The sequence below is a fragment of the Streptomyces sp. NPDC048603 genome, from assembly GCF_043199475.1.
Lineage (GTDB): Bacteria > Actinomycetota > Actinomycetes > Streptomycetales > Streptomycetaceae > Streptomyces.
Map to the genome: position 1 here is coordinate 122,710 of NZ_JBICVY010000011.1, position 19,900 is coordinate 142,609.

General features: G+C 74.9%; 16 protein-coding genes. 7 read left to right on the forward strand and 9 right to left on the reverse strand.

Annotated elements, in window-relative coordinates; all coding sequences use genetic code 11:
• The first annotated feature begins 19 nt into the window (after positions 1 to 19).
• On the forward strand, positions 20 to 2,836 hold the full coding sequence (locus ACGFQ9_RS27100; RefSeq protein ID WP_393577287.1) for an AAA family ATPase: 2,817 nt from the start codon (positions 20 to 22) through the stop codon (positions 2,834 to 2,836).
• A gap of 21 nt (positions 2,837 to 2,857) precedes the next feature.
• Here the strand turns inward: ACGFQ9_RS27100 and ACGFQ9_RS27105 are convergent, their stop codons facing one another.
• The 5 genes from ACGFQ9_RS27105 to ACGFQ9_RS27125 form a co-directional block, all read right to left on the reverse strand.
• Positions 2,858 to 4,009, reverse strand: coding sequence for an RNA polymerase sigma factor (locus ACGFQ9_RS27105; protein ID WP_393577289.1), 1,152 nt, complete (start codon positions 4,007 to 4,009; stop codon positions 2,858 to 2,860).
• 205 nt (positions 4,010 to 4,214) lie between these two features.
• Positions 4,215 to 6,323: a molybdopterin oxidoreductase family protein gene (locus ACGFQ9_RS27110; protein ID WP_393577291.1), complete on the reverse strand. Its 2,109-nt coding sequence runs from the start codon at positions 6,321 to 6,323 to the stop codon at positions 4,215 to 4,217.
• Positions 6,324 to 6,369: 46 nt separating this feature from the next.
• Entirely contained in the window at positions 6,370 to 6,750 is a 381-nt protein-coding gene (locus ACGFQ9_RS27115) for a hypothetical protein (RefSeq protein WP_393577292.1), read from the reverse strand.
• A 161-nt stretch (positions 6,751 to 6,911) separates the two neighbouring features.
• Entirely contained in the window at positions 6,912 to 7,682 is a 771-nt protein-coding gene (locus ACGFQ9_RS27120; protein WP_393577294.1) for a glucose 1-dehydrogenase, read from the reverse strand.
• A gap of 60 nt (positions 7,683 to 7,742) precedes the next feature.
• Positions 7,743 to 8,357, reverse strand: a complete 615-nt coding sequence (locus ACGFQ9_RS27125; RefSeq protein WP_393577562.1) for a vancomycin high temperature exclusion protein — start codon at positions 8,355 to 8,357, stop codon at positions 7,743 to 7,745.
• Positions 8,358 to 8,735: 378 nt separating this feature from the next.
• Here ACGFQ9_RS27125 and ACGFQ9_RS27130 point away from each other — a divergent pair, with 378 nt between their 5' ends.
• The 4 genes from ACGFQ9_RS27130 (at position 8,736) to dnaG (ending at position 14,169) form a co-directional block, all read left to right on the forward strand.
• Positions 8,736 to 9,458, forward strand: a complete 723-nt coding sequence (locus ACGFQ9_RS27130) for a sirohydrochlorin chelatase (protein WP_393577296.1) — start codon at positions 8,736 to 8,738, stop codon at positions 9,456 to 9,458.
• Between the two features lie 36 nt (positions 9,459 to 9,494).
• Entirely contained in the window at positions 9,495 to 10,799 is a 1,305-nt protein-coding gene (locus ACGFQ9_RS27135; RefSeq protein ID WP_393577298.1) for a deoxyguanosinetriphosphate triphosphohydrolase, read from the forward strand.
• Positions 10,800 to 10,892: 93 nt separating this feature from the next.
• Positions 10,893 to 12,170 (forward strand): NAD(P)/FAD-dependent oxidoreductase, encoded by a 1,278-nt coding sequence (locus ACGFQ9_RS27140; protein ID WP_393577299.1) that lies wholly within the window; start codon positions 10,893 to 10,895, stop codon positions 12,168 to 12,170.
• A gap of 34 nt (positions 12,171 to 12,204) precedes the next feature.
• Positions 12,205 to 14,169: a DNA primase gene (gene dnaG / locus ACGFQ9_RS27145; protein WP_393577301.1), complete on the forward strand. Its 1,965-nt coding sequence runs from the start codon at positions 12,205 to 12,207 to the stop codon at positions 14,167 to 14,169.
• Positions 14,170 to 14,283: 114 nt separating this feature from the next.
• On the opposite strand, the gene ACGFQ9_RS27150 is transcribed toward dnaG, so the two are convergent.
• Together ACGFQ9_RS27150 and cutA are read right to left on the reverse strand one after the other, a co-directional pair.
• The gene (locus ACGFQ9_RS27150; protein WP_393577302.1) at positions 14,284 to 14,700 is read right to left on the reverse strand and encodes a gamma-glutamylcyclotransferase family protein; all 417 of its coding nucleotides are present in this window, start codon (positions 14,698 to 14,700) and stop codon (positions 14,284 to 14,286) included.
• Positions 14,697 to 15,077 carry a divalent-cation tolerance protein CutA gene (cutA, locus tag ACGFQ9_RS27155; protein WP_393577304.1) on the reverse strand — a complete coding sequence of 127 codons (381 nt, stop codon included), beginning with the start codon at positions 15,075 to 15,077 and terminating at the stop codon, positions 14,697 to 14,699. Before cutA ends, ACGFQ9_RS27150 begins: the two co-directional genes overlap by 4 nt.
• 375 nt (positions 15,078 to 15,452) lie before the next feature.
• On the opposite strand from cutA, the gene ACGFQ9_RS27160 reads away from it, so the two are divergent.
• A complete protein-coding gene (locus ACGFQ9_RS27160; RefSeq protein WP_393577305.1) occupies positions 15,453 to 15,998 on the forward strand; it encodes a hypothetical protein in 546 nt (181 codons plus the stop codon).
• A 656-nt stretch (positions 15,999 to 16,654) separates the two neighbouring features.
• Positions 16,655 to 17,257, forward strand: coding sequence for a class F sortase (locus ACGFQ9_RS27165; protein WP_393577563.1), 603 nt, complete (start codon positions 16,655 to 16,657; stop codon positions 17,255 to 17,257).
• A gap of 58 nt (positions 17,258 to 17,315) precedes the next feature.
• On the opposite strand, the gene ACGFQ9_RS27170 is transcribed toward ACGFQ9_RS27165, so the two are convergent.
• Together ACGFQ9_RS27170 and ACGFQ9_RS27175 are read right to left on the reverse strand one after the other, a co-directional pair.
• A complete protein-coding gene (locus tag ACGFQ9_RS27170; RefSeq protein WP_393577307.1) occupies positions 17,316 to 18,095 on the reverse strand; it encodes a sulfite exporter TauE/SafE family protein in 780 nt (259 codons plus the stop codon).
• Positions 18,096 to 18,580: 485 nt separating this feature from the next.
• A complete protein-coding gene (locus ACGFQ9_RS27175; RefSeq protein ID WP_393577308.1) occupies positions 18,581 to 19,876 on the reverse strand; it encodes a ferric reductase-like transmembrane domain-containing protein in 1,296 nt (431 codons plus the stop codon).
• Between the last annotated feature and the right edge of the window lie 24 nt (positions 19,877 to 19,900).

A 19,900-nucleotide genomic window follows, 5' to 3' on the forward strand; every position in this document is an offset into this window, starting at 1 on the left:
GCTACGGGATACTGCCGGAGTGAAGAGCGAATTCGTCGGCAGGGAAGACGAGTTGGCGGTCCTCGCCCACCGGATGAGGGCCGCGGCGGAGGGCTCCGGGGCCGTGGTGCTGCTCGCCGGGCCGGCGGGCGTGGGCAAGAGCACCCTCGCCGCCGAGGCACTGCGCCGCCATGCCGGTCCGGCGGGGTTCACCGTCGTACGGGGGCACTGCCCGCGGGGCGCGGTGGCGCCGCCGCTGTGGCCCTGGCAGCGGGCGCTGCGCCTGGCGGGGGCCGGGCCCGGGGCGCGGAGAGCGCCCGGACAGCGGGGCGACGGGCCGCCGGGGGACAGCTCCGGGGCGTCGGCGGGGGCACGGGCGTGGAGTGCCGTGGTGCCGGCGGATCCGGCGGATGCGGCGGCGGCGCGGTTCCTGGAACTGGCCCGGATGAGCGAGGCACTGGCCGCGGCCACCGCCGAACGCCCCCTGGCCGTCCTGCTGGAGGACCTGCACTGGGCCGACATGGCCAGCCTCGACCTGATGCGGCACCTGACCGGCGAGATCGACGGGTGCGGGCTGTTCGTGCTGGGCACCTTCCGGGAGCCGGTGCCCGAGGAAGCCGCCGGAGCACTCGCGGACCTGGGGCGATACGGGGCCGGCACGCTCCGTCTGGTGCCGTTCACCCCGGAGGAGGTCGCGCGGTGCGTCGGCGAGGCGGACGCGGCGGAGTCCTACCGGCGGACGGGTGGGCTGCCCCTGCTCGTGACCGCGCTGGGCACGCATGCGAGCTCCATCGGCACCGTGGTCAGCGGCCTGCTGTCCGGGCTCACCGACGGGCAGCGCGACGTCGTGCGGGCCGCGGCCGTGCTCGGCGAGCCGCTCGACACCGACCGGCTCGCCGCGGTGCTGCCGGAACCGGGCGGGACCGCGGTCGCGGGGGCGCTGGAAGCGGCCTGGCACGCCGGGGTGCTCACCGCGGCGCCGACCACCGGCAGCGGACGCGGCTACCGCTTCACCCACGACCTGGTGCGCGAGGAGGTGCTCGGGCGGACCGAGCCCGCCACCGCCCGTGCCCTGCACCGGGCCGCCGCGCGGGTGCTGGAGGCGGCCGGGAACCCCGCCGACGCGGCCCGGATCGCGGCGCACTGGCGGCAGGCCGGCCCAGAGGCCGTGCACCGGGCCGCCGCCGCGCTCTGGTCACGGACGGCGGCGGAGCTCGCCCGCGAACGGCACGCCTACGCGGATGCCGCCCGGCACCTGGCGGACGCCGCCGCCGTACTCGACGCCGAGGACCCGGAACGCGCTCCGGCACTCATCGAACTGGCCCGTGCCGAGTACCTCGCCGGGCGCTACGACGCCAGCCTGCGCCACTGCGACGAGGCGTCCGGCGCCGCGGTCACGAGCGGGCGGCCGGACCTGCTCGCCGAGGTGGCCCTGGTGCTCCAGGGCGTCACCTTCCCGCACGCGTCGGCGGCCATCACCCGGATGTGCCGGGCGGCGCTGGCCGTGGACGGCCTGCCGGACGCGATGCGCGCCCGGCTGCTCGCGCAAGCGGCCACCGCGTCGGCGGAACTCGACTCGCTCGCGGAGGCCGCCGAGCAGGCCCGCGCGGCCCTCGCGCTGGCCGAGGCCACCGGTGACCCACGGGCCGAACTCGAGGCCGCCCGAGCGGTGCAGATGACCCTGGCGCACCCCGACGACACCGCCGAACGCCTGCGCCTGGGCGAACTGGCCGTGTCCCGCGGGGAACAGCTCGGCGATCCGCTCGCGGCCGTCCTGGGCCACCAGTGGCGCGTCCAGGCGGGATACCTGCTGGGCAGGCAGGCCCTGGTGGACAACGCGGTCCGCGGCATCGAGGCCGTCGTTGCCCGTTCCCCGCTCCCACTGGCCCGCTGGCACCTGCTGCGCGTGCGCGCGGCCCGGGCCGTGCAGGAAGGGCGGTTCGCCGAGGCGCGGCGCTGCAACGAGGAGGCGACCGGACTCGCGCGCGCCGGCGGGGACCAGTCCGCGAACGCGGTGAGCCACGTGCTGTGCCAGCAACTGGCCGTGGTGCGCGGCGACGCCTCGGAGCTGCCCGAGAACATGTGGCGGGACCTCGAGCGGGCGCCGAGGCAGTCGCTGATCCTGTCCCTGCGGGCGCGGGGGTTCCTCCTCGGCGGGCGGCCGGACGAGGCGCGGGAGGCCTACGCGCAGCTGCGCCCGCTGCTTCCGGTCCCGATGACGAACCCGCCGTGGCCGGCGGTGCTGCTGCACCTGGTCGACCTGATCACACTGGTCGGTGACGCCGAGGCCGCGGGGCTCGTGTACGACCAGCTCGCGCTGTTCCGGCCGTATCCGGGCGCGATCGGCACGCCCACGGTCTACTTCTCGGGTTCGGTCAGCCGCGAGCTCGGCCGTCTCGCCCTGACCGCCGGCCGCCCGGAGCAGGCCGAGGAGCTGCTGCGCGAGGCGCTGGTCCGCAACCGGGCCCTCGGCGCACGCCCGTACGTGGCGCTGACCTGCCTGGACCTGGCGGCGGTACGGCGTGACGCGGGGGCCTTCACGGAGGCGTCGGCGCTGGCCCGGGAGGCGCTGGCGATCGCCGGGCAGCTGGACCAGCCCGGTCCGGCCGCCGCGGCCGTACGCCTCCTCGGTGAGATCACCGACGGGCAGGCGGACCGCGACCCGCTCACCCCGCGTCAGCGCCAGATCGCCGAGCTCGTGGCCGGGGCCCGCACGAACCGTGAGATCGCCGGTGACCTGTTCATCTCCGAACGGACGGTGGAGAGCCACGTCCGCAGCATCCTCGACAAGCTGGGCTGCGCCAACAGGACCCAGCTGGCCGCGCGCTGGCGCGAACAGCGCGGGGAGCGGCCCTAGCGTCTGTCCGGCGGACGGCCGCTAGTCGAGGTAGCCCCGGAGCTGGTCGGCGAAGGCGTGATCGCGGAGCTTGTTGAGGGTCTTGGACTCGATCTGGCGGATGCGTTCGCGGGTGACCCCGAAGATCCGGCCGATCTCCTCCAGGGTGCGCGGGCGGCCGTCGGCGAGCCCGTAGCGGAGCTGGACCACCTTGCGCTCCCGCTCCCCCAGGGTGGAGAGCACGGCCTCCAGGTGTTCGCGGAGCAGGAAGAAGGCGGCGGACTCGACCGGGGAGGCGGCGTCGCCGTCCTCGATCAGGTCGCCGAGGGCGACGTCCTCCTCCTCGCCGACGGGCGCGTGCAGCGAAACCGGTTCCTGGGCGAGCCGGAGGACCTCGCTGACCCGTTCCGGGGTCAGTTCCAGGTGCAGGGCGACCTCTTCCGGGGTGGGCTCGTAGCCGCGTTCCTGCAGCATGCGGCGCTGCACCCGGACCACCCGGTTGATCAGTTCGACCACGTGGACCGGGACCCGTATGGTGCGCGCCTGGTCGGCCAGGGCGCGGGACATGGCCTGGCGGATCCACCAGGTGGCGTAGGTGGAGAACTTGTAGCCGCGCGCGTAGTCGAACTTCTCGACGGCGCGGATGAGGCCGAGGTTGCCCTCCTGTACGAGGTCGAGCATGGTGAGCCCGCGGCCGACGTACCGCTTCGCCACGGAGACGACCAGCCTCAGGTTGGCCTCGATGAGCCGCCGTTTCGCCATCCGCCCCATGACGACGAGCTTGTCGAGGTCCACGGCGAGCTGCGAGTCCGGGTCGGGGGTGTTGCCGAGCTTCTCCTCGGCGAACAGCCCGGCTTCCACGCGCCGGGCGAGCTCCACCTCCTCCGCCGCGGTGAGCAGCGGTATGCGGCCTATCTCGCGCAGGTACTGCCGGAACAGGTCCGCGGAGGGCCCCCCGCCTCCGCTGCCCTCCGTCCGCCGGCCCTGCTCGCGCATGCGCCGGACCGGCTCCGGCGGATCCGGCTCCTCGTCCGCGTCCATGGACACGGCGTCGGACTCGGCGTCGGACTCGGCCTCGGCCTCGGCACTGGGCTCGGCATCCGCCTCGGCGTCGGCGTCCGGCTCGGCGTCGGGGTGGGCGTCGTCCACGGACGGTGCGTGCTCTGCGGTTTCGGTCAGGGTCTGGGTCTGCACGGGGGCGACCTCCAGGGCTCCGAGGACTCAAGCACCGCGACTCAGTGTGGCGTACGGCACATGGCCGCCACGAGGGGCGTGCGGGGACTTTCTGAGTCCGGTGCGTGACCGGATGGTTACCCACTGACCGGAACTCCGATGCGCCTCGCACGCACGTCCGATGACATCGGGCCGGTGCCCGCGCCCCGGTCCGGTGCCGCGCGCTTCAGCGTGCCGGTGCCGCGTCCGAGCCTTCGGCGACGGGTTCCAGGCGGACCGCGCAGGTCTTGAACTCCGGCATGCGGGAGACCGGGTCGAGGGCGGGGTTGGTGAGGGTGTTGGCGCGGCCTTCGCCGGGCCAGTGGAAGGGCATGAAGACGGTGTCGGGGCGGATGGTGTCGGTGATGCGGGCCGGGGCGACGACCCGGCCGCGGCGGGAGACGACGGCCAGCGGGCGGCCCTCGGCCGCGCCGAGGCGGGCGGCGAGGCGCGGGTGGAGTTCGACGAAGGGGCCCGGGGCGGCGGCGTTGAGTTCGCCGACGCGGCGGGTCTGGGCCCCGGACTGGTACTGGGCGACCACCCGGCCCGTGGTGAGGAGCAGCGGGTATTCGGCATCGGGGAGTTCGGCCGCGTCGCGGTGGGAGACCGGGGTGAAGCGGGCCCGGCCGTCGTCGGTGGCGAAGCGGTCGAGGAAGAGACGGGGGGTGCCGGCCGCCGGACCGCCGTCGGGGCAGGGCCAGAAGACGCCGTCCTGCTCCTCGATGGCGCGGTAGGAGATGCCCGAGTAGTCGGCCGGGGCACCGGCGGTGGCGCGGCGGAGTTCCTCGAAGACCTCCTCGGGGGAGGTCGGGAAGGACTTCTCCAGGACGGGGCCGCCGAGGCGGGAGGCCAGGCCGTTCATCACGTCCAGGTCGCTGCGGACGCCGGGCGGCGGGGTCAGGGCCCGGCGGCGGAGCAGGACGCGGCCCTCCAGGTTGGTGGTGGTGCCGGTCTCCTCCGCCCACTGGGTGACGGGGAGGACCACGTCGGCCAGTTGTGCCGTCTCGGAGAGCACCACGTCGGCGACGGCGAGGAAGTCCAGGGCGCGGATGCGGGACTCGACGTGGGCGGCGCGGGGTGCGGAGACCACCGGGTTGGAGCCCATGAGGAGGAGTGCGCGGACGTCCGTGCCGAGCGCGTCGAGGAGTTCGTACGCGCTGCGGCCCGGCCCGGGGAGGGAGTCGGGGTCGACGCCCCAGACGGAGGCGACGTGCGCGCGGGCGGCGGGGTCGGTGAGCTTGCGGTATCCGGGCAGCTGGTCGGCCTTCTGGCCGTGTTCCCGGCCGCCCTGGCCGTTGCCCTGGCCGGTGAGGCAGCCGTAGCCGGAGTACGGGCGGCCGGCCCGGCCGGTGGCCAGGCACAGGTTGATCCACGCGGAGACGGTGTCGGTGCCCTTGGACTGCTGCTCCGGGCCGCGGGCGGTGAGGACCATGCCGGTGGCCGGGGTGCAGAAGAGGTCGACCGCCTCGCGGAGCCTGGGGAGCGGGACGCCGGTGACGCGTTCGACGTGTTCGGGCCAGTGGGCCATGGCGGCGGCCCGGGTCTCCGCCCAGCCGGTGGTGCGTTCGGCGATGAACGCGTCGTCGGTGCGACCTTCGGCGACCACCAGGTGGAGCAGGCCGAGGGCGAGGGCCAGGTCGGTGCCGGGGCGGGGGGCGAGGTGCAGGTCCGCCTGGGCCGCGGTGCGGGTGCGGCGCGGGTCGACGACGATCAGGGTGCCGCCGTTCTCGCGCAGTTCGGTGAAGTAGCGCAGGGCGGGCGGCATGGTCTCGGCGGGGTTGGAGCCGACCAGGATCACGCAGCCGGTCTTCGGGATGTCCTCCAGCGGGAAGGGCAGGCCCCGGTCCAGGCCGAAGGCCCGCTGGTGGGCGGCGGCCGCGGAGGACATGCAGAAGCGCCCGTTGTAGTCGATCTGGGAGGTGCCCAGCGCGATCCGGGCGAACTTCCCCAGGGAGTACGCCTTCTCGTTGGTGAGTCCGCCGCCGCCGAACACGCCGACCGCGTCCGGCCCGTGCGCGCCACGGGTCCGGGCGAGGCCCTCGGCGACGGTGTCGAGGGCCTCCTCCCAGGTGGCGGGTTCGAGCCGCCCCGTGGCATGGGAACGGACGAGCGGCTCGGTCAGGCGCACCCGGGAGGAGAGCACGGCCGGGGCGGTGCGGCCCTTGCCGCACAGGGCCCCCCGGTTGACGGGGAAGGCCGTGCGTTCCTCGACCGCGACCGACCCGTCCCCGGTGGGCCGCAGGTTCATTCCGCACTGGAGCGCGCAGTACGGGCAGTGGGTCGCGGTGGTGTGCATGCGCCCCAGCGTGGAACGCCGCTGTTACGCGGACCGCCGCCGCCGGTTACGCCTCCCGCACCGCTTCCTCAGCGCTGCGCCCGGCCTGCGGTGAGGACGGGCGCAGCGGTGGCCGCTCGATGATCTCGACGTACACGATGCGGCCGTGCACGACATCGAGGTTCAGGTACCCCCTCCGGGGGAGGAGGGCGACCATTCGGTGCCCCGGACCGAATGGCGTGCCGGGCGGGTGCGGATGCGTGTACACGCTCTGGCAGAAGCCGTCCCCGCAGCCGCACGGCGCGACGAGGCGGAGGTCGTGGGCGGCGACGGCCAGGTCTCGTTCGCCCTCCTCTTCGAGAAGGGCGACGAGCTCGGTGGTCAGCTCGGGGAAGAGCTCACGGATGAGCGGCGGCTCCGGGACGTGGTGTGCGGTGTGTTCTGCCACAGCGGGACCGTAGTGCGCGGGCTCGCCCGCGGGCGCGGGGTTATCGGCCGGGGCAGGACGGAGCTCGGGCCGCACCGGGCGGGCCGGGCGGGCCGGGCGGGCCGGGCGGGCCGGGCGGGCCGGGCTCCCGCGGGCGGGGCCCGGCGCCGGCGTGGCCGCCGCTACTGGCCGGTGAGGTAGCGGACCGTGAGGCCGGCCGTCCAGCCGCCGTCGACGGCGAGCTCCGCGCCGGTCGTGTATCCGGCGGCGTCGGAGAGCAGGAAGGCGACGGCTGCGGCTATCTCCTCCGGGACGCCGACCCGGCCCATCGGGGTGCCGGGGTAGTTGCCCTCGCCGGCCTGGATGCCCACGGGTGCGGTCATCGGGGTCAGCGTCATCCCGGGGTGCACGGAGTTGACCCGGATCCCCGCCTCGGCGAGCTCGACCGCGCCGATCTTCGACAGGCCGCGCACGCCCCACTTGGAGGCGCCGTAGCCGGCGGTCAGGGCGAGGCCGGTGAGGCCGGCCGCCGAGGAGATGTTGACGATGGAGCCGCCGCCGTTCGCCCGCAGCAGCGGGATCGCGGTCTTGATGCCGATGAATACGCCGACCAGGTTGATCTCGAGGCAGCGGCGGAAGTGCTCGACGCTCTCGTGCTCCAGGAACTGCCCGGTGGCGATCCCCGCGTTGTTGACCAGCCCGTCGAGCCTGCCGAACTCGGCCACCGCGTGGTCGAGGGCGGCCTGCCAGTCGCTCTCGCTGGTGACGTCGTGCCGCAGGAAGCGGGCGGATCCACCGAGTTCGGCCGCCGTCTCGGCGCCCTCCTTCTCCAGCACATCGGTGATCACGACCTTGCCGCCGCCGTCCACGACGGCCCGCGCGGCGGCCGCGCCCAGGCCACGGGCCCCACCGGTGACGACGACGACCTTGCCACTGAGATCAACAACAGCCATGGATTCCCAACCTTCGGCCCACGAGACAGGCATATGACTAATAGGAATAACCGGAGGCTGTCAGTCTGCCACGGCAGCCAGCGCGTCCGACACCCCCGTCTCCTCCCGTCCCAGGAATTTCGGATCCGGCTTCAGCGCGGCGTCCAGGGCAGCCTTCCCCGCCGCGAACACCTCGCGGGCGCCGCCGTAGTACCAGGTCGCGTCGTGGGTGTCCGTCACCCCGATCCCGTACGCGTCGATGCCCGCCGCCCCGCACAGCGCGAGCACCCGGCGTATGTGGAAGCCCTGGCTGATCAGGACCGCCCGCTCCACCCCGAAGACCTTCCTGGCCCGCACGCAGGAGTCCCAGGTGTCGAAGCCGGCGTAGTCACTGACGATCCGGTCGTCGGGCACGCCGTGCTGCGTGAGGTACCGCCGCATCGCGTCCGGCTCGTCGTACTCCACGCGGCTGTTGTCCCCGGTCACCAGCACCACCTTGACCCGGCCCGACCGGTACAGCTCGGCCGCCGCGTCCAGCCGGCGCGCCAGGTACGGGGTCGGCCGCTCGCCCAGCAGGCCCGCCCCGAAGACCACCGCGACGTCCCGGACGGGCACGTCCGCCGTGGTGCGCAGCCGGTCCTCGGCCACCGCGTGCGTCCAGGCCGACGGGAGCAGCGCCAGCACGCAGGCGGCCATCAGCGCCTGCAGCCAGCGCCGCTGCCGCCGGCGCCGCCGGCCCCGCGGCAGGCCCTCCGGTCCCCTGCCGGGCCCGTCGCCCGCCGCCCGGCCCGCCGGGCCCCGTCGCAGGCCCTTCCCCAACCCGTTCCGCAGCCCCTTTCGCAGGCCGTTCCGCAGCCCCTTTCGCAGGCCGCTCCGCAGGCCACTCCGCAGCCCGTCGCCCATTCCGATCCGCATGACGCTCCCCCTCGCTCGCATGATCGGACGTACGGGCCCCCGCCCGGGGTTCCACCCCCACCCGCTTTCACTCGTACGGACGATCGAGTGAGGGAGCGGAAAAGACCCGTCACGCCCGCGCAACGACCACGCAATCCGCGGGCGCCAGGATTGGTGTGCATGCCCGCCACCCTCGTCGCCGTCGCCCACGGCAGCCGTGACCCCCGCGCCCTCGACACCGTCTCCGCCCTCCTCGACCGCGTCCGTGAGCTCCGCCCCCGGCTCGACGTCCGGCTCGGCCACATCGAGCTGAACGAACCGCTGCTCGACGACACCCTGCGCGCCCTGCCCGAAGGCACCGAGGCCGTCCTCGTCCCGCTCCTCCTCGGCCGCGGCCACCACGTCAAGCACGACCTCCCCCGGGCCGCCCGCCGCGCCCCCCACCTGCGGATACGCCAGGCCGCCCCGCTCGGCCCGCACCCCCTGCTCGTCGAGGCCCTGCACGAGCGGCTGCTCGACGCCGGCATGCAGCCCGGCAGCGCCGTGGTGCTCGCAGCCGCCGGCTCCCGCGACCCCGAGTCGGCCTTCGACACCCGCCGCACCGCGGCGCTGCTGGCCGAGCGCCTCGGCGGCGTCCCGGTCGTCCCCGCCTACGCCTCCGCCGCCTCGCCCACCGTGCCCGAGGCGGTCCGCGCCCTCACCGCGCGCGGCCACCGGGTCGCCGTCGCCTCGTACTTCACCGCACCCGGCACCTTCGCCGCCCAGAGCGCCGCCGCCGCGCCCGGCCCGGCCGCCGCCCCGCTCGGCGACCACCCCGCCCTGGCCCGGCTGGTGCTGCACCGCCACGACCGGGCCGCGGCCCTCGCCTGCGCGCCCGCCGGACGGGAACTCGCCACCGCCTGATCCCGGTTTGCCGGTCCTTCCGGTTAACGTCGTTGCATGGAAGGCACCGCGCACGAACCCTACGATCCGTCCGCCACCGAGCGCTGGGCCGCCGAGCCGGACAAGCGGCCCGGCCGGACCGCCTTCCAGCGCGACCGCGCGCGCGTGCTGCACTCCGCGGCACTGCGCCGGCTCGCCGGGAAGACCCAGGTCGTCACCCCGGGCAGCCGCTCCTTCGACTGGGACGCCAGCCCCCGCACCCGGCTCACCCACTCCCTGGAATGCGCCCAGGTGGGAAGGGAGCTGGGGGCCGCCCTCGGCTGCGACCCGGATCTCGTGGAGACCGCCTGCCTCTCCCACGACCTGGGTCACCCGCCGTTCGGGCACAACGGCGAGGAGGTCCTCAACGAATTCGCGAAGGACTGCGGCGGCTTCGAGGGCAACGCGCAGTCGCTGCGCCTGCTGACCCGGCTGGAGCCGAAGAGGTTCGTGCCCGACCCGGCCACCGGCGAACCGGTCGGCGTGGGACTGAACCTCACCCGCGCCTCGCTCGACGCGGCCACCAAGTACCCGTGGCCGCGCGGCGGCCACCCCACCGATCCGGACTCGGTCAAGTTCGGGGCGTACGACGACGACCTGCCGGTCTTCGCCTGGCTGCGGCGCGGCGCGCCCGCCGACCGCAAGTGCTTCGAGGCCCAGGTGATGGACTGGTCGGACGACGTGGCGTACTCCGTCCACGACTTCGAGGACGGCCTGCACGCCGGACACCTCGACCCCAACCTGCTCTTCTCCGAGCCCGAGCGGAGCGCCATCTGGCAGGTGGCGATCGGCCGTTACGTGCCGGCCGGCACCGACCCGGAGGAGCTGCGCGAGGCCCTGGACCGGCTGATGGAGCAGGACTGGTGGCCGCACGGGTACGACGGCTCGGCCGTCGCCCAGTCCCGCCTGAAGGACGCCACCAGCCAGCTGATCGGCCGGTTCTGCCTGGCCGCGGAGAGCGCGACCCGGGAGGCGTACGGCACGGGCCGGCTCACCCGGTACGAGGCGGAGCTGGTCGTCCCCCGGGAGGCCCGTACCGAGTGCGCCGTGCTGAAGGCGGTCGCCGACCTGTACGTGATGCAGCGCGAGGCGCAGGAGCGGGTGCGGGCGGACCAGCGCATCGTCCTGGCCGAACTCGCGGAGGCGCTCAGCGCCCGCGCGCCCGAGGGACTGGACCCCCAGTTCCGCGCCCTGTTCGACGCCGCGCCCGACGACCGGGCGAGAAAACGCGCGGTCATCGACCAGATCGCCTCGCTCACGGACGCCTCGGCGCTCTCCTTGCACACCAGGCTCACCGTCCGGTCACGGCGCGCCGGGACCTGAGCCGATCGGGCCACGGCCCCTTCACGCAGCACACTCGATGCGGGACGCTCGCAAGTGGCCGCAAGTGGCGGAGAGGTTATGAGGAGGCATCAGGTGGTCGACGCACACCGGACATTCGTCATCATCGGCGGGGGTCTGGCCGGGGCAAAGGCGGCGGAAACACTGAGGTCGGAAGGGTTCACCGGCCGGGTCATCCTGATCGGCGACGAGCGCGACCACCCCTATGAGCGGCCTCCCCTGTCCAAGGGGTACCTGCTGGGCAAGGAGGGACGCGACAGCGTCTTCGTCCACGAGCCCGGCTGGTACGCGCGGGCCGACGTCGAACTGCACCTGGGCCAGCCCGCCGTCCAGCTGGACCGGGAGAACAAGCGGGTGGTCCTGGGCGACGGCACCGCCCTCCACTACGACAAGCTGCTGCTGGCCACCGGCGCCGAACCCCGCCGTCTGGACATCCCCGGCACGGGCCTGGCCGGGGTGCACCACCTGCGCCGGCTCGCGCACGCCGAGCGGCTGCGCGGGGAGCTCGCCGCCCTCGGCCGGGACAACGGGCAGCTGCTGATCGCGGGCGCCGGCTGGATCGGCCTGGAGGTCGCGGCCGCGGCCCGCAGCTATGGCGCCGAGGTGACGGTGATCGAGCCGGAGCCCACCCCGCTGCACGCGGTGCTCGGCCCGGAGCTCGGCAGTGTCTTCGCCGACCTGCACCGCGAGCACGGGGTCGTCTTCCGCTTCGGGGCGAAGCTGACCGAGATCACCGGCCAGGACGGCATGGTGCTGGCCGCCCGCACCGACGACGGCGAGGAGCACCCGGCCCACGCGGTGCTCGCCGCGGTCGGGGCGGTCCCGCGGACCGCGCTCGCCGAGACCTCCGGTCTGGCCCTGGTGGACCGGGCGCACGGCGGCGGCATCGCGGTGGACGAATCGCTGCGCACCTCCGACCCCGACGTGTACGCGGTCGGTGACGTGGCCGCCGCGCACCATCCGCTGTTCGGGACCCGGCTGCGGGTCGAGCACTGGGCGAACGCGCTCAACGGGGGTCCGGCCGCCGCCCGCGCGATGCTCGGCCAGGAGGTCCGCTACGACCGGGTGCCGTACTTCTTCTCCGACCAGTACGACGTGGGCATGGAGTACTCCGGGTACGCACCGCCCGGCGCCTACGACCAGGTCGTGGTCCGGGGCGATGTCGGGCGGCGCGAGTTCATCGCCTTCTGGCTGTCGGAAGGCCGGGTGCTGGCGGGGATGAACGTGAACGTGTGGGACGTCACGGAGACGGTCCAGGGGCTGATCCGGTCGGGTGCGGCCGTGGACCGGGAGGCCCTGGCCGACCCGCAGGTGCCGCTGGAATCGCTGCTGCCGGCGGCGGAGGGCTCCTGACGGGACTGTCGGACGCCGGCCGTAGAATTCACGCGTGGCAGGCAGGATCAATGACGACGACGTGAAGGCGGTACGGGACGCGGTCCCGATCGACGCCGTCGTCTCCGAGTACCTCCAGCTTCGCAACGCCGGTGGCGGCAACCTCAAGGGCCTCTGCCCGTTCCACGACGAGAAGTCCCCGTCCTTCCAGGTCAGCCCGAGCAAGGGGCTGTACCACTGCTTCGGCTGCCAGGCGGGCGGGGACACCCTCGACTTCATCATGAAGATCGACCACCTGTCGTTCTCCGAGGCGGTCGAGCGGCTGGCCGGGCAGGCCGGGATCACCCTCCGCTACGAGGAGGGCGGGTACACCGCGGGCACCAGCGGCCGCGGTGAGCGGATCCGGCTGGTCGAGGCGCACAAGGCGGCCGCGCAGTTCTACGTCGACCAGCTGGAGTCCCCCGAGGCCGAGATCGGCCGCCGGTTCCTGGCGGAGCGCGGCTTCGACCAGGCGGCGGCCGCGCAGTTCGGGGTGGGCTACAGCCCGGCCGGGTGGGACCACCTGACCCGGTTCCTGCGCGGGCGGGGCTTCACCGACAAGGAGCTGATCCTCTCCGGGCTGGCCCAGGACAGCCGCAGCGGCAAGCCGATCGACCGGTTCCGGGGCCGGCTGATGTGGCCGATCCGGGACATCACCGGCGAGGTGGTCGGCTTCGGCGCGCGCAAGCTGCGGGACGACGACAACGGCCCGAAGTACCTGAACACGCCCGAGACGGCGATCTACAAGAAGTCCCAGGTGCTGTACGGCATCGACCACGCCAAGAAGGAGATCGCGAAGACCTCCCGGGCGGTGGTGGTCGAGGGCTACACCGACGTGATGGCCTGCCACCTGGCCGGGGTGACCACGGCCATCGCGACCTGTGGAACGGCCTTCGGCGGGGACCACATCAAGATCCTGCGGCGGCTGCTGATGGACAACGCCACCGCCGAGGTGATCTTCACCTTCGACGGTGACGCGGCCGGGCAGAAAGCCGCCCTGCGGGCCTTCGAGGACGACCAGAAGTTCGCCGCGGAGACCTCCATCGCGATCACGCCGGGCGGGATGGACCCGTGCGAGCTGCGGCTGGCCGAGGGCGACGAGGCGGTGCAGGGGCTGGTGGAGAGCCGGACCCCGCTGTTCGAGTTCGCGCTGCGGCACATCGTGGCCCGGCACAACCTGGACAACCCGGCGGGCCGGGCCGCGGCGCTGGACGAGGCCGCGCCGGTGGTGGCCAACATCAAGAACATCGCGATCCAGCACGAGTCGGCGGTACAGCTGGCCGGAATGCTGGGCGTGCGGGACGAGCAGTTCGTGGTCAAGCGGGTGGCACAGCTGGCCCGTTGGGCACGGGAGCGGGGTGCCGGCGGTCCTGGTGGCCCGGGCGGTCCGGGCGGCGGGCCCGGCGGGCCCGGCGGCCGATCGCAGCAGCCCGGGCGCGGGCAGGCCCGCGGGCAGGCGTACGAGGCGACGGCGGCACCCGCCCCGGCGGGGCTGTCCGGTCCGGCGCTGAACCTGCGCAGCCCGGCCCACCGCACGGAGCGGGAGCTGCTGAAGCTGGCCCTGCAACGGCCGGAGCTGGTCTCCCCGGCGTTCGACGCGTACGGCGTGGACGAGTTCACCGCCCCGCCGTACGCGGCGGTGCGGCAGGCGGTGCTGGACGCGGGCGGCGCGTCCTCCGGCGGCGATGACTTCCTGGCGCGGGTGCGCGACGCCGCACCGAACGACACCGTCCGGGCGCTGGTGACGGAGCTCGCGGTCGAGGCCGTGTTCTCGAAGACGGTGGACGAGGCCTACGCGGGCGAGCAGCTGGTCGCGGTCCGGCTCCGCGCGGTGGACCGCCGGGTCAACGAGCTGAACAGCGCGATCGTCCGGCTGAACCCGCACGCCCAGGCCGAGCAGCACCAGGCGATCAACCAGGAGCTGTGGGTGCTCCAGCAGTACGGCCGCCGGCTGCGCGAACAGGGCGCGGCCGGGCTTTAGGCCCTCTCTTCCGGATCTTGCCGGGCCCACGTCGTCCGGCAAGATCCGAAAGAGAGGGCCTAAGGCCGTGTCCGCGAGGTCTCGTCCGGGTGTGCGTGTGCCCGCCCGGCGGGATCAGCGGTTCAGCCAGTCTCCGCCGGGTATCGGGGTGCCGGACTCGGTGAGCCGGCGGGCCACCGGCGGCGCCGCCAGGTACACCCAGGCCCGGACCGGCGTACCGTCCGGGCGCAGGGCTTCGCGGGGGACCCGGTCGTAGACGTTCCGGGGGCGGCCGGGGCCGTGGTACTCCTCCAGCCGGTCCAGGGCCGCGAGCAGTTCCTCGTACGCGCCGGGCGCGGCGGTGACCAGCTCGCCGGAGACGGAGCTGCCGGGGTGGTCCACGGCGTAGGGGTAGCCGGGGCCCTCGTAGAGCCGTGCGCCGGGGAGCCGGGCGGGTTCCTCGGCGGCCGTCCGGCCGCGCAGGAACAGGTCGTGGTTGACCTCGCCGGGGCGCAGGGTGCCGTAGACGAAGAACGGGAGCTCGGCGGTCACGGGGCGTCCTCGGGGTCCGGCGCAGGGGCGACCTCCGCGGCGACCCAGGCCAGGTAGCCGGCGCCGCCCCCGGCCACCGGGGTGGCGATGATCTCCGGGGTGTCGTACGGGTGGCCCGCCGCCAGGGCGGCCTCCAGGGCCGGATACCGCTCGGCGGTGGTCTTGAAGAGCACCTGCCACTCCTGGGCGGTCTCGACCGCGCCCTGCCACCGGTACACCGAGGTGACCGGGCCGGAGATCTGGGCGCAGGCGGCCAGCCGCGCCTCCACCGCGCCGCGGGCGAGCGCCGCGGCGCCCTCCGCCGAGTCCACGGTGGTCAGCACGGTGACGACCGCCACCCCGGCCGGCTCCGGTACGGGCCGTTCGACCGATGTCACGGGGACCTCCCTGGCGTTGGTACGCGTGGACGCGGCGCGGCGGAACCGGCGGAACCGGCGCGGCGGACCTGGCGGACCCGGCGGACCGCTACGGCGATTCTCGCGCCGGCGCCCCGGCCGGCCCACCCCGCCCCCTCACTACCGGCCCGCGGAGCCGGAACGGCGCGCCCGCGCCACTGCTCCCGACGTGTTCCACGGCCTGGCTCACCCGGACGGTGGTCGGCGCCGGCGAGCCCGGTACGACCCCGCTGACCTGCTGCGACGGGGTTCGCCCGGGCTCCTGCGGGGCCGATGTGACGGGACATCAGGAGGCGGGGCGGCCCGCGTCGGGCTTAGCTCAAGGCACGACGCCGCGTCACGAGGAGCGTGGAACCCATGCGCCGCCGCACCGCCCATCTGCTCACTGCCACCGCGCTGACCGCCGCCGCCTTCACCGGCCCGGTCGCCGGAGCGGTCGCGGGGGCGGTCACCCATTCCGGACCGTTCGCCGCCGGGGACTTCGCCGTGCTGGAGGTCTGGCCGAAGTCGGCCGCCCCCGGCACCACGGTCACCGTGAACACCACCGCCTGCGGGCCGGACGGCCACGCCGACGGCGATGCCACCACGGTCGGCGGCGGCCGGTTCCGGCTGGTGCCGGGCACGCACAAGGAGGTCGTCGTGGGGCAGTTCCAGGTCGCCCGCGACACCGCACCCGGCACCTACGAGATCGGCGCGACCTGCGCCGACGGCAAGTTCGCCACCGGCGATCTGGTCGTCACCGAAGGACACGGCCCGCAGGGCCACGTCCGCACGGGAGTGGGCGGTGGCACGACCACCACCGCCGACCCCGCCAAGGTCACGGCGGGAGCGGCAGTGCTGGCCGCGGCCGCCGTCGGCGGTACCTGGCTCCTGCGTCGCCGGGCGAGCGGCACGCGGAGCTGAACGGGCGCCCACCGCGGCTCCGGCCGCGGTCCGACCGGTACCGCCCCCCGTCGCCCGCCCCGCGAGGTCCCCCCGTTCGCGGGGACGGGCGACGGCCATCCACCGCACGGCCCGACCTGCGCAGGCCCGCCCGGACCCCACCGAGGGAAAGGGACATGCGAGGCGACATCCGCGGCACCGGCCCGGACACCGGCCCAGCCCGCACCCACACCCACGCCCCCGGCTCCGACTCCAGCCCCGGTGCCGATTCCCGCTCCCACGACCACCCCGGTTCCGGCCACGGCCGCGCCCGGCAGGGCCCGCGTCCCGACTGCGGCACCGCCTCCGGTGCCGGTGCCGCCGCCCACTCCGGCTCCCACGCCGGCTCCGGCTCCGATGCCGGGCCCGGCCACGGCTCTCCCCCCGGCACCGACTCCCGCTTTGGCCCTCACGGCGACCCCCGCTCCGTCCACGGCCCCGCTCGGCAGTCCGGCCCGCGTCCCGATTGCGCCCCCGCCCCCTTGGCCGGTGCCGGTTCCCGCTCCGGCTCCCACGACGGCGTCGGCGACGACGGCGGCTCCGGCTCGGGGAGCGGGCCGGGAGAAGGGAGCGCTTCGCGGGCCGGTCATGGTCTCCCCGGCCGTGCCGCCCCCGGGCGGATAGGCCTGGTCGGGCGGCTGTGGCGGGTCGGGGTACTCCTGGTCGCCGGCTGTGTCGGCGTCTGGCTGGTCGGCAGCGGCTCCGCCGAGGAGGTGCGGCCGCCGCAGCCCTCACCCGCCGAGGCGGCGGACATCGCGGCCGGCGGGGCCGGCATCGCGCCGCTGACCGGTTCCCCGCCCACCCGCATCCGCATCCCGTCCATCGGCGTGGACGCCCCGCTGACCGGACTCGGGCTGGAGCGCGACGGCAGCCTCCAGGTGCCGCCCACGGACGACCGCAACCTGGCCGGCTGGTACCGGGACGGCACCACCCCGGGCGCGGCCGGCACGGCGATCGTGGTCGGGCACGTCGACCGCGCCGCCGGCCCCGCCGTGTTCTACCGGCTCGGCGCGGTCCGGCGCGGCGCGACCGTCGAGGTGCCGCGCGCGGACGGCCGTACCGCCGTGTTCACCGTGCACGCGGTCGAGGTCTACGACGCCGACGCCTTCCCCGACGAGCGGGTCTACGGGCCCGCCCGGCGCGCCGAACTCCGCGTGATCACCTGCGGGGGACGCTTCTCCCCCGGCTCGGGCTACCGGGGGAACGTGGTGGTCTTCGCCCACCTGACCGGCACCCGCTGACCGGCGCCCGTCGGCCGGCACCCGCCGGCCCGGTTCGCGGGGCGTTCGCGCAACCGGTTCAGGCCCACTGCTCCCAGCCGAGCTTCAGCACCAGCGCGCACACCACCGTCAGCAGCACCATCCGGACGAAGCCGCTGCCCTTCTTGAGCGCGAGCCGCGCGCCCGCCATGCCCCCGGCGAGGTTGAACACCGCCATCAGCGCGGCCAGCCGCCACATCACCGCCCCCTGGTACGCGAAGACGGCGAGGGCACCGGCGTTCGTCCCGGCGTTGACGATCTTGGCGGTGGCGGAGGCGGTCAGCAGGTCCAGGCGGAGCAGACCGGTCAGGGAGAGCACCAGGAAGGTGCCGGTACCCGGCCCGATCAGGCCGTCGTAGAAGCCGATGCCGACGCCCGCGAGGAGGATCGCGGCGACGATCCGCTGCCGGGTGACCGGTCCCGTGGCCGGAGCCGCGCCGAACGAGGGCTTGAAGATCACGAACGCCGCGACCAGCAGCAGCACCACCATGACCACCGGGATCATGGCCTCCTTGCTGAAGAACCCCGCGAGCACGGCACCGCCCGCCGCACCCGCCATCGCCGCGAGGCCGATCCGGAGCGCGATCCGCACGTCGACGGGAGCCTTGCGGGCAAAGGTGATCGCCGCGCCGGTGGTGCCGACGATGGCGACCGCCTTGTTGGTGCCGAGCGCGTGCGTGTGCGGCACGTTCGCCGGCAGGCCGAGCAGCAGGGCGGGCAGCAGCAGGAGTCCGCCGCCGCCCACCACCGCGTCGATCCAGCCGGCCGCCGCGGCGGCCACGCAGAGCACGATGATCATGGTCGTGGATATGTCAGGCACGTCCCGACCCTATGGATCACTTGGATGCAGGGGGCATCAATCACCGGTTTCTTGCGCAAGGTTTGAGGTTTCCCCCGCAGTGACCGCGGGCGGGACCCGGTCCGGAGCGACCGGAGCGGCGGGCTCCAGAAAGGCGGTCAGTACGGTCGCGGCCAGCGCCCCGGCCAGCCCGATACCGGCCGCGAGGCGCCACCCGGGCGGCACGGCGAGCAGCGGGGCGAACGGCCGGATCTCCCGCCGGCGCCGGTGCCTCCCGCCCGGGCCCGGATCCGGACCTGCGCTCGGGCGGGAATCCGGTCCCCCGTCCGGGCCCGAGCCGTAGCCCCAGCCCGAATCGGGCACCCGCCCGGCCCACCCGGGCAGGGGCACGGGCGTCGCCACGTCCACGGGAACGTGCAGCGGATGGCGCATCGGTCGGGTCGGGCGGCGGGACGGTCGGAGGGGCGGGCGCACGGCGGGTCGGTCTCCCTGACTAGGAACGTGGATCAGAAGGTGAAGCATTCGGCGTGGATCTGCCCGGCCGGCACCCCGGCCCGCAGCAGCGAGGCGTGCGTCGCCGCCGCCATCCCCGGCGGCCCGCACAGGTAGACGTCGTGCTCGGCCAGGTCCGGCAGCAGTGTGCGCAGCGCACCCGCGGCGAGGGGGTCGTACGCCCCGTCGGACGGCCCCAGCAGGTAGTGCAGCCCGGCCTGCCGCCCGGCGGCGATGGCCTCCAGCTCGGACCGCAGCACCAGCTGCTCCGCGGCCCCGGCCCGGTACAGCAAGGTGAGGTCCCCGGGGCCGCCGGGCAGCGTCTCGAACAGCGCGCGCAACGGGGTGATGCCCACCCCGCCCGCGATGAGCAGCACCTTGGGGCGCGTACGGCGGGCCGCTGTGAGCGCGCCGAACGGACCGGTGGCGATCACCCGCGTGCCGGGGCGCAGCCGGCGGATCCGGCGGGAGTGCCCGCCCAGACCCTTCACGGTGATGCGGAGGGTGTGGTCCCGGACGGGGGCGGAGAGGGAGAACGGCAGCGCGGTGTACCAGAGCCGCCGTTCCAGGAACCGCCAGCGCAGGAACTGCCCCGGCTCGGCCCGCAGCTCGGCGAGGTGGTCCCCGTATACGACGACGGAGACCACGCCCGGCCCCTCGGCCCGGACCTCGGCGACCCGCAGCGAGTGCCGCAGGGCCTGCCGTACGGGGACCACCGCGCGATACCAGACGAGCAGGGCGGCGACCACGGTGTGGGCGAGCGCCCAGAACCAGCCGAGGGCGCCGAGGTCGGGCCCGGCGAGCTGGTGGACGAAGGCGAGGGCGGCCGCCGCGTACACCAGCAGGTGCGTCCCGCGCCAGGTTTCGTGGGTGAGGCGGCGGCGTACCGCACGGGCGGAGGTGAACCCCACGACGGCGAACAGCGCGGTGCCGGCCCCGGCGGCGGCCAGGGCCGGGTAGCCGAGCAGTTCGCGGGCGGCGGTGACCAGGTCGCGCCCGCCGTGCACGGCGTAGCCGAGGAGGGCGAAGAGGGCGTGCCCGAAACAGAGCAGCAGGACGTGCCGGCCGCCGGCCGCGTGCCACCGGGCCAGCCGGTCGGCGCCGACGCCGTGCTCGACGGCGGGCACCCGGGCCATCAGGAGGAGCAGGACGAGCACCCCGTACCCGGCGAGCAGACCGGTGAGGTGGGCGGCGGTGGCGAACAGCGCGTCGAGCCGCGCGGAGGGCCGTACCTGTGCCGCCCACAGCAGGCAGACCACCCCCGCCCCGCCCAGGATTCCGCCCTTGACCCGCACCACCGCATCGCGCATACGGGCACGCTAGGCGCCGTCCGG

Coding starts and splice junctions, on each gene's coding strand:
- ACGFQ9_RS27110 (WP_393577291.1), bottom strand. CDS start 6,323: ATGCACACCACCGCGACCCACTGCCCGTACTGCGCGCTCCAGTGCGGA.
- ACGFQ9_RS27160 (WP_393577305.1), top strand. CDS start 15,453: ATGCGCCGCCGCACCGCCCATCTGCTCACTGCCACCGCGCTGACCGCC.
- ACGFQ9_RS27120 (WP_393577294.1), bottom strand. CDS start 7,682: ATGGCTGTTGTTGATCTCAGTGGCAAGGTCGTCGTCGTCACCGGTGGG.
- ACGFQ9_RS27175 (WP_393577308.1), bottom strand. CDS start 19,876: ATGCGCGATGCGGTGGTGCGGGTCAAGGGCGGAATCCTGGGCGGGGCG.
- ACGFQ9_RS27125 (WP_393577562.1), bottom strand. CDS start 8,357: ATGGCCGCCTGCGTGCTGGCGCTGCTCCCGTCGGCCTGGACGCACGCG.
- ACGFQ9_RS27130 (WP_393577296.1), top strand. CDS start 8,736: ATGCCCGCCACCCTCGTCGCCGTCGCCCACGGCAGCCGTGACCCCCGC.
- ACGFQ9_RS27135 (WP_393577298.1), top strand. CDS start 9,495: ATGGAAGGCACCGCGCACGAACCCTACGATCCGTCCGCCACCGAGCGC.